This window comes from Acinetobacter pittii ANC 4050, from assembly GCF_000399685.1.
In the GTDB taxonomy this organism is placed as follows: domain Bacteria; phylum Pseudomonadota; class Gammaproteobacteria; order Pseudomonadales; family Moraxellaceae; genus Acinetobacter; species Acinetobacter pittii_E.
This window is the reverse complement of the sequence record NZ_KB976987.1, coordinates 730125-742157: the sequence shown is the minus strand read 5'-3', so window position 1 is coordinate 742157 and position 12033 is coordinate 730125. Positions and strand designations below refer to the sequence as shown.

Annotated in this window: 10 protein-coding genes; 8 read left to right on the top strand and 2 right to left on the bottom strand. The window is 36.7% G+C overall.

What is annotated here, in order from left to right; translation table 11 throughout:
* Nucleotides 1–121: 121 nt before the first annotated feature.
* Nucleotides 122–1021 carry a LysR family transcriptional regulator gene (ltrA, locus tag F931_RS07395; protein ID WP_016140766.1) on the top strand — a complete coding sequence of 300 codons (900 nt, stop codon included), beginning with the start codon at nt 122–124 and terminating at the stop codon, nt 1019–1021.
* Nucleotides 1022–1070: 49 nt separating this feature from the next.
* On the opposite strand, the gene map is transcribed toward ltrA, so the two are convergent.
* A complete protein-coding gene (gene map / locus F931_RS07390) occupies nt 1071–1865 on the bottom strand; it encodes a type I methionyl aminopeptidase (protein WP_016140765.1) in 795 nt (264 codons plus the stop codon).
* A 352-nt stretch (nt 1866–2217) separates the two neighbouring features.
* Between map and brnQ the strand changes: the two genes are divergently transcribed.
* The 3 genes from brnQ (at nt 2218) to F931_RS07375 (ending at nt 4641) form a co-directional block, all read left to right on the top strand.
* On the top strand, nt 2218–3519 hold the full coding sequence (gene brnQ, locus F931_RS07385) for a branched-chain amino acid transport system II carrier protein (RefSeq protein ID WP_016140764.1): 1302 nt from the start codon (nt 2218–2220) through the stop codon (nt 3517–3519).
* 189 nt (nt 3520–3708) lie between these two features.
* Nucleotides 3709–4128 (top strand): GlcG/HbpS family heme-binding protein, encoded by a 420-nt coding sequence (locus F931_RS07380; RefSeq protein ID WP_016140763.1) that lies wholly within the window; start codon nt 3709–3711, stop codon nt 4126–4128.
* 258 nt (nt 4129–4386) lie between these two features.
* On the top strand, nt 4387–4641 hold the full coding sequence (locus tag F931_RS07375; protein ID WP_005068965.1) for a hypothetical protein: 255 nt from the start codon (nt 4387–4389) through the stop codon (nt 4639–4641).
* A gap of 25 nt (nt 4642–4666) precedes the next feature.
* On the opposite strand, the gene F931_RS07370 is transcribed toward F931_RS07375, so the two are convergent.
* A complete protein-coding gene (locus F931_RS07370; RefSeq protein ID WP_016140762.1) occupies nt 4667–5122 on the bottom strand; it encodes a hypothetical protein in 456 nt (151 codons plus the stop codon).
* Nucleotides 5123–5263: 141 nt separating this feature from the next.
* On the opposite strand from F931_RS07370, the gene F931_RS07365 reads away from it, so the two are divergent.
* The 4 genes from F931_RS07365 (at nt 5264) to fruA (ending at nt 11967) form a co-directional block, all read left to right on the top strand.
* A complete protein-coding gene (locus F931_RS07365; protein ID WP_016140761.1) occupies nt 5264–6124 on the top strand; it encodes an alpha/beta hydrolase family protein in 861 nt (286 codons plus the stop codon).
* A gap of 322 nt (nt 6125–6446) precedes the next feature.
* Entirely contained in the window at nt 6447–9299 is a 2853-nt protein-coding gene (gene ptsP / locus F931_RS07360) for a phosphoenolpyruvate--protein phosphotransferase (protein ID WP_016140760.1), read from the top strand.
* A gap of 15 nt (nt 9300–9314) precedes the next feature.
* A complete protein-coding gene (gene pfkB, locus F931_RS07355) occupies nt 9315–10262 on the top strand; it encodes a 1-phosphofructokinase (protein WP_016140759.1) in 948 nt (315 codons plus the stop codon).
* Nucleotides 10249–11967, top strand: coding sequence for a fructose-specific PTS transporter subunit EIIC (gene fruA / locus F931_RS07350; protein WP_016140758.1), 1719 nt, complete (start codon nt 10249–10251; stop codon nt 11965–11967). The genes pfkB and fruA overlap by 14 nt, the downstream gene beginning before the upstream one ends.
* The last annotated feature ends 66 nt before the right edge of the window (nt 11968–12033 follow it).

Sequence of the window (12033 nt, the reverse complement as noted above, 5' to 3'; positions counted from 1 at the left end):
ATAATTTCAAAATTCTATTTTTATTTAGAGGGCTAATTAATTACAAATAATTTAGTTTAAGAATTATTGTTGCAAAAATAATAATGTAAAATCGTTGGTGTTGCAGAAATAGGATATTTTAATGCTCACTGATCTTGATGATTTTTATTGTTTTGCTCTCGTTGTTGAGCATGGTGGCTTTAGTGCTGCTGAACGTGTAACGGATATACCAAAATCAAAACTAAGTCGTCGCGTGTATAGTTTAGAAGAAAACTTAGGGGTTCGCCTCATTCAACGTAGTTCACGTCATTTTGCTGTTACAGATATTGGGATGGATATTTATAGACATGCTCAAGTCATGATGAATGCTGCACAAGCCGCACATGATCTGGTTGATCACCTAAGTATTCAACCCAGAGGCGTTGTTAAAGTTAGTGTTCCAGTTGATGTTGCTCAAAATCAACTTCCTAAAATTTTGCCTGCTTTCCTAAAAAAATATCCAGAAATTCGTTTGCAACTTATGGTCAGCAATCGTCGAGTAGATGTGATTAATGAAGGAATTGATATTGCTCTACGAGTTCGCTCAAAACTAGATGATGACCCAAGTTTAGTTCTTAGACAATTTGCTCTGATAGAACAGAGTCTATTTGCAAGTCAGGCCTATTTAAATGAGTTTGGTGATATAAAAACCCCTGAGCAGCTAAGCGAACATCGTATTTTAAGTCTTTCTGAAGAGCACCTTGATCAGCAATTTCTTTTGCATGGACCAGACAATCAGCAAAAGAAAATCAAAGTCAGCCCTACCATAATGGGTACAAACATACACATGTTGGCGCAATTGGCGAGTCAAAACTGTGGTATCGCTTTACTCCCAGAAAGCGCAGCAGAAGATTTTCTAAAATCTGGACAACTTGTACAAATATTACCAGAATGGAAAGCGCCTCACGGTATATTACATGCCGTATATCCATCACGCCGAGGGTTGCTACCTGCTGTACGAGTATTTATCGATTATTTGGTAGAACATCTTTCTGAGCATTAAAATAAATTAAAATAAAAAAAGTTCGATAATTATCGAACTTTTTTTATTTTCAAATTGCAGGATAATTTCCTACACCTTCAGGCCAAGGTGTTAATAGCTCAAAGCCTGTATCAGTTACAGCCACCATATGTTCCCATTGAGCAGATAACGAAAGATCTTGGGTAATGACAGTCCATCCATCATTCAACTCTTTCACTTGCGGTCTGCCCGCATTAATCATCGGCTCAATGGTAAAGACCATCCCTTTCTTTAAAACCAAACCTTGGCCACGCTGTCCATAATGTAGAACATTGGGTTGTTCATGATAAACCTTACCAATCCCATGCCCACAATATTCTCGAACAATGCTATACCCTTCTCGGTGGGCAACTGTCTGAATAGCGTAACCGATATCACCTAATGTAGCTCCCGGTTTAACGGTATGAATACCAGCAACCATCGCCTCATAAGTTGTTTCGACAAGTTTTTTTGCTTGTGGATTTACATTACCCACAAAATACATACGGCTCGTGTCACCAAAGTAGCCGTCTTTAATAATTGCGACATCAATATTGATAATATCGCCATCTTTTAAAATTTTATTCGGCGATGGAATTCCATGGCAAACCACTTCATTTACTGAGGTACATATTGTTTTAGTAAAACCATGATATCCAACATTGGCAGGAATAACTTTTAAAGTATTTACAATATAGTCGTTACACAGGTTATCTAAATATTCAGTAGATACACCTGGTTTAACATGTGCCTCTATCATTTCTAAAACTTGCGCAGCCAAGCGTCCAGAAACTCTCAACTTTTCTAGATCTTGTTCAGTTTTTATTGTAACAGTAGAAGCTCTCATTCAGTTTTATCCTCGTAGACACTATTTTTACAATGCCTACAAAAATGTAAGTTAATTTAGAATATTTTAGAACGGATATAGGATAGGCTGGAAGCGTTAAGTGCCCAAATATTCAACATTCATAATAGAAATTTATACTTTTATTTTTGCATAATTTCTTTAAAAAGTCAGACATAAAAAATGATTTACGCATTTCTTTCAATGGTTTTTCAACTACATACCTTAACCAGTTGATATTTTTGATATCTATTAAAGGTTTTTATACTCCGAAAAAAATCTTTTTCACATAAAATACCGCTTGATCATGCTCTCTTTTGCTCTAAAATTCCTTCTTTTTTATTAAATTTAATTTATGCAACATCTTCGTACTGGAGATATTATTGCCTTAGGTTTTATGACCTTTGCCCTCTTTATTGGGGCTGGCAATATTATCTTTCCTCCCATTGTCGCTCAACAAGCCGGTGATCATGTATGGCTAGCTGCTATAGGCTTTTTGATTACTGCAGTTGGTCTCCCTGTAATTACCATTATGGCACTCTCTCGTATGCAGGGTTCCATTGAAATTATTAGCTCTCCTCTAGGTCGAGTTGCAAGTCTGATTTTAACTGTAGTTTGTTATTTATCAGTAGGCCCTTTATTTGCAACTCCACGTACAGCTACTGTTTCTTATGAGATTGGTTTTTCTTCTTATTTTGGAACATCGAGTAGTAGCCTTTTAATCTATAGTGCAATTTATTTTTCATTTGTAACTCTAGTTTCTCTTTATCCAAACAAGTTATTGGATACAGTTGGACATGTACTTGCTCCGCTAAAAATTATTGCATTAGCAATTTTAGGCATTGCAGCAGTCATGATTCCGTCTGGTTATGTTCCTGCTCCAATCAACCATTACGTTGCTTCTCCAGTTTCAGAAGGTTTCGTAAATGGTTATCTCACCATGGACACTTTAGGCGCATTAGTATTTGGTATTGTAATTATTCAAGCGATTTACTCGCGTGGTGTTACCGATAAAAAGCTAGTGACTAAATATGCAATTATTGCCAGTCTCATTTCAGGTGCTGGACTTACATTAGTTTATTTAAGCTTGTTTAAATTAGGTTTAGGTAGCCATGAAGTTGCACCAAATGCAGCAAATGGTGCAGTAATTTTACATGCGTATGTTCAACATGCTTTCGGCAATATGGGTTCGCTATTCTTAACTGGCCTCATTTTTCTAGCATGTATGGTAACAGCGATTGGCTTAACTTGCGCTTGCGGTGAGTATTTTGCTCAGTTAACTAAATTACCGTACAAACTTTTAGTATTCATTTTAGTTGGTTTCTCTTTCATTATTTCTAATCTTGGATTAACCAAACTTATTGCTGTATCAGTGCCTGTTTTAAGCGCAATTTACCCACCTGCAATTGTGGTAATTATGCTGAGCTTCTTTTGGAAATTCTGGCACAAGCCTTCTTTTATTGTTGGTTCAGTAACAAGTATTGCTTTTATCTTCGGGATTATTGACGGCCTTAAGGTTGCAGGTTTTGGTGATTATTTACCCGATTTTCTTCAACACTTACCTTTAAACGAACAAAACTTAGCTTGGTTGATCCCATCTTTAGTTGTTCTCATCATTACCGTAATGATCGACAAAGTTAAATTTAAAAACATTTAATCTAGTGTCTATTTTGAAATCGAGTTTTACCCAAACATGATTTTATATATTGAATAAAATGCTGAGTTTACCCAACCAGCATTTTGTTTCCACACTAATTTGAATGACAAAACAATTATAGATATAATCAATTTTTACTGTAAAATTACACTAAAATAATTTTTAGCTTACTAGGAAAGAAGAGCAACAATGAAAAGTAAATATTACCTAACATTAGCAGATGCAGAGTTTTTAATGGAAGAAGCTCAAAAATATGCAATTGAACACAACTTTAAAGTTAGTATTGCTATCGTTGACGAAACAAGTTCTTTACTACTCATGAAACGTTTAGATGGTGCCTCGCCTTTAAGTTCCCATTTATGTTTAGAAAAAGCAAAATGTTCTTCAATATCAGGTAGACCTTCAAAATTCTATGAAGAACTTCTACAAAATGGTCGTTTAGGTTTTTTAAGTATGCCGAGTGCTCAAGGCATGCTAGAAGGTGGTAAACCAATTCTTTATGACGGCCAAATTTTAGGTGCAATTGGTGTTTCTGGTGTTCAATCTTTTGAAGATGCAGAAATTGCCCAACATGCCATTGACCTCTTTTTAAAAAAACAAAATAGTTAATCTGAACTTATAGAGAAGAGAAATTATTACACTTTTCACTTAAATATTTCTCTTTTCTAAAAAAGTAAGTATTTTATACAAAAATATTTAATATTTACTTTTTTAATACCTTAACCTTTTATAAACATAGAGTTTTTTATAAAACTGCTCAAAAAATTTTCTATTCACTATTGAATTGAATTAAAAATAGAAGTACAACATTAAACTTATTCTTGACTAAAACATTCAGTTTTAGCACAACCACAAGGAGGGATGGAGATGTTATCATTACATTTCAACAAACAAGTCTTCATTAACACTCTGAACAGCAAAGATTCAGTTGTTTATGGAGTAACGCCGCTTGCTCTTATGCTGACTTTACTGTTTCAAGGTATGATTAAGGGAAATCTGAAACCCGAATACTTTATGTATGCGATGGTTGTTTCTTTCATATTTTGTGTGTGGGCCTTTGTCGACCATAAGATGCGAAAATTAGCTAAAAGACGTCTTAGTCAACAGAACTCGAATACTTAAAAAATGGATGAGTGATCATCCATTTTTATATACCTAAAAATAAAAAAATTGTTCCGATAACTAAAATAGCCGTAGCAAGTAATTCAGTCACAATTAATCCTACCATCATTAAAGACATTAACCATGAAGGCAAACTAAAACAGCCTAACTTGTGCGGTCGTTTAAATTGATTTGTCGTGTCCTGTAAATAGCCATGTAGGATATAAACTAAAATTGAAAAACTAAAAAACAGAATATTTGCAAACACGCACCACAAAGTAATATTTTCATTTAAAACAGTAAAGTAGCTTAAGACAGCTAGAATTAGGCTAGCGGCTGCATATAACAAACTACTTCGATGAGCGATATCTACATAATAATGAGCACGATTTAATTCTGAACGGCGTATTTGCCAATATTTCCATACCCCGGTTAACATCCCTATCCATAAAAATATGCCACTAAACACAATAGCTAACTGTACAGCCTGTGGTAAACCCATCTTTTTTCCAATTATTCGTTTTATTCAAATTTAATGAGCTGTATAACATAATTATTGACTTTATAGTCACATTTTAATCAAGTTTCATTTTAGAACTCATGTAAATTAAAGATATCTACATACTTATCACTATGAAATATTATGGATAATACTTTTGAAACATTTTGGATGACCTGCAAAGATGGTTATCAACTTGCTGCACATTTTTATCCAGCTCAATCAAAACAACTGGCCAATCCCGTGTTGATTTGTCCAGCCACAGGTATTACCAAAAACTTTTATGATTCTTTTGCTAGTTGGTTAAGTGAGCAAGGCTATGATGTATTAAGCTTTGATTTCCGTGGAATTGGAGATTCATTGCATGGGCCGTTAAAGCAAAGTGGTGCAAGTATTAATGATTGGGGAACTCTCGATATCCCTTGTGCAATTGATACTTTATTAGGAAAAACGCAAGCACAACAAGTTACTCTTCTTGGCCATAGTGCTGGTGGGCAATTGCTAGGAATTGTGCCTAACTTCCATAAAGTAGCAAAAGTTGTTGCAGTCGCAGGTTCTACTGGTCACGTAAAAGGTCTTAAAGGTAAAACCAAGTTTTTAGCACCAGTGATGTTTAATGTTATCTTCCCGATCTCTAGTGCCTTAAAAGGTTATGCTGCTACCCAATTTATTGGAATGGGAGAAAACTTACCTAAAAAAGTCGCTCAACAGTGGCGTGAATTTTGTAGTCATCCCGGTTATGTGAAAAACGCCATTGGTAAAACTATTTTTCAGGATTTTCATACTGAAATTAGCTGCCCTATTACTTCTATTTGGGCAAGTGATGATGAAATTGCAACCAAGCGTAATGTTGAAGCTTTATTAAAGCTGTATCCGAATGCACCTACAAAAATGCTAGAGCTAAACCCTATTAAACTCGGATATAAATCAATTGGGCACATGTTAATGTTTAAAAAATCACATCAAAAGTTGTGGTCGCTCTTGGAACAAGAAATTCGACACTAATGTTAATTAATCTTTCACTTTTTTTGCCTCTATGCCCGTAATCCGGTATAGAGGTTTTTTTATCTGGAGGATTTAACTCCTTTTATAAAATTACTTTATTATCTTTATGGTTAATATAAAAATTTAAAATACTATTAATGATTATCCTTTGTATTAAAAACAAGCATTTTTTACGTAAATACGTCGATATACCTTTAAAGTTCTGCTATGGTAATTTATACGAAGCTGTTGTTTAAAAACGGTTAAATTAACCTATTTTTAATACAAACGGCTTCTTTTTTTCTGTTTTAGCTAAACCTAAAGATATTGTTCAAGGATAAATATGCTAGCACTAGAGCCTCGACATATTCATATGAATCAACATGCTGTTGATAAAACACATGCATTACAGTGTCTAGTAGATATATTGGAGAAAGATGGGTTAGTCACACCTGACTATATTACAGGACTCATTAATCGTGAAGAGCAAAGCGCAACCTATTTGGGTCAAGGCATTGCTATTCCCCACGGTACTCCCCAATCTCGTGAATGTATTTTAGAAACGGGTATCCGTTTAGCTCACTTCCCCGAAGGAATAATATGGGATGGTGAAAACAGAGTTTATTTAGCTGTTGTTATTGCAGCAAAATCAGATGAACACTTACAAGTCCTACAAATATTAACCCGAGCTTTAATGCATGATGTAAGTGAACAGGTAAAAAATGCAAAACAACCTGAGCAAATTATTGAAATATTACAAGCTCAACCGTTATCTTTAAATTTACATGAAAATTTAATTCAAACTGAAATTGAATCCCAAGATATTGAAGATTTGTTTTGGTCAGCATCTCAAATTCTAAAAAAACACAATTTTGTAAAATGTGGTTTTCTAAGTTCGCTTGATCCAGATCAAGTTATTCAACTACAAGATCAGATCTGGTCTATTTCAAGTACCAAATTCGTTCAACAACCAGCAATCAGTATCGTAAAGCCTCGCCATGCATTAGAGCTAGGTGGAAAAAAGTTAAATACACTCGTATGTATCGCTGCCAATGAGCAATTAGATAGCCAGAGATTTAATCGGCTAATTGATATTCTGTTTAATCCAGAGCAAGTTGCACAATTAGATCAAACACAAACGCCAAATGAAATTGCCAAAATCATTGGGGCAGATGTTATTCCAGATTGGCCTCATCGTTCTGTTGTACTCGCTAATGCACATGGATTACATGCTCGACCAGCAACTCATTTGGTGAACTTAACAAAAAGTTTTCAAGGTGATATTCAGGTCGCAGTAGATGAAGGAAATTTTGTTTCTGCTAAAAGTTTGACGCGCCTCTTGGCTTTAGGATGTAAACGTGGACAAACTCTACGTTTCATTGCCGAACCAGAAACAGATGCAGTCGAAGGTTTAGATAAAGTTATTCAAGCAGTGCAACAAGGTTTAGGTGAAGAAGTCGAACCTATACAATCTTCCGATATAAAAATAGAGCCATCAAATAAAATTAAAGCTCCATCAAAACTACTTAGTTCAAATACGGGCATTGCTGCTTCAAGTGGTTTAGCTTTTGGTCCTGTTCATGTCATTAAACCTAAGGTTTATCAATATGAACGTATGGGTTTGAGCGTCAAAGTAGAAAAAGAAAATCTTGATATTGCCCTTCATGCAGTTAAAAACAACATTCATCAGGTTATTGCAAAATCTGAAGTGGCTGAAATTAAGCAGATCTTCCAAGCACATTTAGAAATGCTTGACGATCCAGATCTTATTAATGGTGTTTATCAAAAAATTAACTTAAACCTTTCTGCTCCTGCTGCTTGGCATGAACATATTGAAGCAGCAGCCAAAGAGCAAGCAGCTTTACCAGATCGTTTATTGGCTGAGCGGGCTGCAGACTTACGAGATATTGGCGATCGGGTTTTGGCTCAACTTTGTGGTGAAGTTATCATTGAAGAGCCTAAAGAGCCTTATATTTTAATTATGTATGATGTGGGACCAAGTGATGTGGCCCGCCTTAATAAAGATCGAGTTGCAGGTATTTTGACAGCCGTAGGTGGTGCAAGTGCACATAGTGCTATTGTTGCTCGTGCTTTAGGTATTCCTGCCATTGTCGGTGCTGGTGAGCAAGTACTAGATATTGAGCAAAAAAGTTCTCTTTTAATTAATGGAGATACAGGAACCTTTATTTTAAATCCTAATACTCAGCAAATCGAACAAGCAAAACAAGAACGCGAGCATCAGAAAAAAATTCGTGAAGAAGCTGAACGTCACAGTCAAGAACCTGCAATTACTCTAGATCAGCATCAAATCGAGATTGCTGCCAATTTAGGAAAAGTTCAAGCGACAGCCCATGCAGTCGAGTGTGGTGCTGAAGCAATTGGCCTACTGAGAACAGAGCTTGTTTTTATGGCGCATAGTAGCGCCCCTAGTGAAGCTACCCAAGAAGCAGATTATCGTATTGTTTTAGATGCTCTTGCAGGCCGACCACTCGTAGTACGTACTCTAGATGTAGGTGGTGACAAACCACTCCCTTACCTTCCAATTGCTGAAGAAGAAAATCCATTTTTAGGATTAAGAGGCATCCGTTTAACTCTGAGACAGCCAGAACTGTTGCGTCAACAACTTATTGCTTTGCTTAAGGCTGCCGATGATCGCCCTTTAAGAATCATGTTTCCAATGATTGGCCGTGTAGAAGAATGGCGTGCAGCGAAAGCCATTCTTGACGAAGTAAAAGCAATATATCCGTGTACCGACTTACAAGTTGGTATCATGATAGAAGTTCCTTCAGCTGCTTTACTTGCACCTATCCTTGCTAAAGAAGTGGACTTCTTTAGCATAGGAACAAATGACTTAACTCAATATACTTTAGCCATTGACCGTGGACACCCTATCCTCTCGGCTGAAGCAGATGGCCTACACCCAAGTATTTTGCAATTGATTGATCAAACTGTAAAAGCTGCCCACAAACATGGCAAATGGGTGGGCATATGCGGTGAACTCGCTGCTGATCCAAAAGCTGTACCGATCCTTATGGGTTTAGGTGTAGATGAGCTTAGTATGTCACCGAATAGTATTCCTTTGGTTAAAGCTCAAATTCGTACACTCAACTACAGCAAAGCTCAGTTGCTTGCAAAGCGTGCACTAGAATGTGATAGCGCCCCTGCTGTACGTCAGTTATCCGAACAAGAAATGTAAAGATTAGGAATGGTAATGGCTAAAGTTTTAACAATTACTTTAAATCCTGCAATTGATGTGACTATACAACTCAATGAGTTACAGATAGGTCAAGTGAATCGTCAAGAATCTGTAGAAATACATGCAGCAGGCAAAGGGTTAAATATTGCACAAGTTTTAAAAGATTTGGGGCATGAGGTTGTTGTTTCTGGTTTTTTAGGGACAATGAACAAACAGATTTTCGATGAGCATTTTAAAAAAGCTCAATTCCAACCAGAGTTTATTTATATTGAAGGTGAAACTCGCCAAAATATAAAAATTGCTGAACATTCCGGAAGGATGACTGATTTAAATGGAAAAGGTTTCTTAGTATCCGAACTAGATAAAAAGAATCTCTTTCAAAAAATCGAAATGATTTTACCCCAGATCGATGTGGTTGCTATTGCAGGGAGTCTTCCGCAAGGCTTTAATGTTGATGAGCTACAACAACTTATTAAATTCATTCAAGGGCAAGGCAAAAAAGTTGCGCTTGATACAAGCGGTAAAGCATTGGTCGCTGCAATCGAATGCCAACCATGGATGATTAAACCAAATACAGATGAGTTAGTTGAAAGTTATCTGCTTCCTGCCGCGACGTATTCTGAACAAAAAAAGCTTTTTGAAAACTTAGCTAAAATTGAGCATGTCGTCATTTCGATGGGTGAAGACGGTGTAAACTGGTTACATGACAGTCACCCACTTCATGCTACAGCCCCTAAAGTGATCGTTAAAAGTACCGTTGGTGCAGGTGACTCTCTTTTAGCAGGAATGATCCATGGTTTAATCAATGGTTTCTCTGCCGAAGAAACATTAAAAACAGCCACAGCAATTGCGAGCCATGCTGTAACACAAATAGGCTTTCGCATTCCCAATACTGAAAAGCTAAACCAATTAAAAGCCCAAACTACAATCAATTCATTGAGTGAATCTGATGCCAACTGCTAAACATTTATTATTTGTCATTAATAGTCCGCAACAGCAAGTCAATGCTTTGATTTTAGCTCGTAAACTTGCACAAGTTGCATCCCAACAAGGTTATGAGAATAGCATTACTACGATCAACGAATTCGATCCGAATGAAAGCTTTGACCAAGTCATCGTGATTGGTCAACGGCCAAAAGATCTTCATATTTTTGGCACTCATTCTCTATCTTTCATTAGCATTGAAGAGATCAAAAATGATGCTCACACAGCGTTGCAAACAGCATTAGACAATTTTAAATTTGCCCAAGACTGGCAAAATGATAATAGCCTAGCGTTAACTACCGCTAAAAAATTTGTTGCAATCACTGCCTGCCCTACGGGGGTTGCACACACTTTTATGGCTGCTGAAGCTTTACAACAAGGTGCAGAAAAACTGGGTTATGACATTGAAGTAGAAACTCAAGGTTCTGTCGGTGCAAAAAATATCTTGTCACCTCAAGCTATTGCTGAAGCAGACATTGTCATTCTTGCAACTGACATTGAAGTTAATACAGATCGTTTTGTAGGTAAGCGCGTTTATCGATGCGGAACAGGCTTTGCTCTAAAGCAAACAGATAAAGCCTTTGCTGAAGCTATTAGCAATGCACAAGTTTTAGAACAAGGTAAGCAACAAACATCTGCAGAAACCAAAGATAAAACCGAAAAAGTTGGCGTATATAAACATCTCTTAACAGGTGTTTCTTATATGTTACCTATGGTGGTAGCTGGAGGCCTTTTAATTGCTCTCTCTTTATGCTTTGGCCTTAATGCAGCTGAACAAGCAGGCAGCTTACCAGCTATATTAAAACAAATTGGGGCCGCTGCATTTATGCTTATGGTTCCAATGCTATCTGGTTATATCGCTTACTCGATTGCTGATCGTCCTGGTCTTGCACCTGGTTTAATTGGGGGCTTACTCGCTTCTCAGCTGCAAGCAGGCTTTTTAGGTGGCATTGTCTCAGGTTTTCTTGCTGGCTATATCGCGCTTTTTATTGCAAAAAAACTCAAACTTCCTACAAGTTTAGAAGCACTTAAACCTATTTTAATTATTCCCCTATTAGGTACATTATTCGTTGGCCTTATCATGTTTTACGTGGTGGGTCAGCCAGTAGCACATATTTTTGAGCTAATGAAAGACTTCCTAAACAATATGGGTACAACAAATGCCGTGTTAATGGGAATTATATTAGCAAGCATGATGTGTATTGATTTGGGTGGTCCAATCAATAAAGCAGCCTACGCTTTTACTGTCGGCTTACTGACAACAAACACGTATATGCCCATGGCAGCTACGATGGCTGGCGGTATGGTTCCTGCTATTGGTATGGCAATTGCAACTTTCATTGCTAAAAGTAAATTTAGTACAGGAGAGCGAGATGCTGGAAAAGCCGCTTTCGTATTAGGTTTATGTTTTATTTCTGAAGGTGCTATTCCATTTGCAGCAAAAGACCCAATGCGTGTAATCCCGACGTGTATTTTAGGTGGAGCAGTAACTGGAGCACTTGTTGCCCTTTTCCATTGCGAATTGGTTACTCCTCACGGCGGTGTATTTGTTCTTTTAATTCCGAATGCAATTAATCATGCTTGGTTATATCTTGCTGCAATTGCTGCGGGTAGTATCGTTACAGGAATAAGTTATGCCATTGTTAAGAAAAAGTTAGAAGAAAAGCCCGTGGCTATTTCATAATAAAAAAGGGAGAATTTATATTCTCCCTTTTTTATAAATTATATATGTCAGATCTCATAAAAATTT

Bases quoted from the DNA above. Each gene is read 5' to 3' on its own strand.
- ltrA (WP_016140766.1), top strand. From the start codon at position 122: ATGCTCACTGATCTTGATGATTTTTATTGTTTTGCTCTCGTTGTTGAG.
- map (WP_016140765.1), bottom strand. From the start codon at position 1,865: ATGAGAGCTTCTACTGTTACAATAAAAACTGAACAAGATCTAGAAAAG.
- brnQ (WP_016140764.1), top strand. From the start codon at position 2,218: ATGCAACATCTTCGTACTGGAGATATTATTGCCTTAGGTTTTATGACC.
- F931_RS07380 (WP_016140763.1), top strand. From the start codon at position 3,709: ATGAAAAGTAAATATTACCTAACATTAGCAGATGCAGAGTTTTTAATG.
- F931_RS07375 (WP_005068965.1), top strand. From the start codon at position 4,387: ATGTTATCATTACATTTCAACAAACAAGTCTTCATTAACACTCTGAAC.
- F931_RS07370 (WP_016140762.1), bottom strand. From the start codon at position 5,122: ATGGGTTTACCACAGGCTGTACAGTTAGCTATTGTGTTTAGTGGCATA.
- F931_RS07365 (WP_016140761.1), top strand. From the start codon at position 5,264: ATGGATAATACTTTTGAAACATTTTGGATGACCTGCAAAGATGGTTAT.
- ptsP (WP_016140760.1), top strand. From the start codon at position 6,447: ATGCTAGCACTAGAGCCTCGACATATTCATATGAATCAACATGCTGTT.
- pfkB (WP_016140759.1), top strand. From the start codon at position 9,315: ATGGCTAAAGTTTTAACAATTACTTTAAATCCTGCAATTGATGTGACT.
- fruA (WP_016140758.1), top strand. From the start codon at position 10,249: ATGCCAACTGCTAAACATTTATTATTTGTCATTAATAGTCCGCAACAG.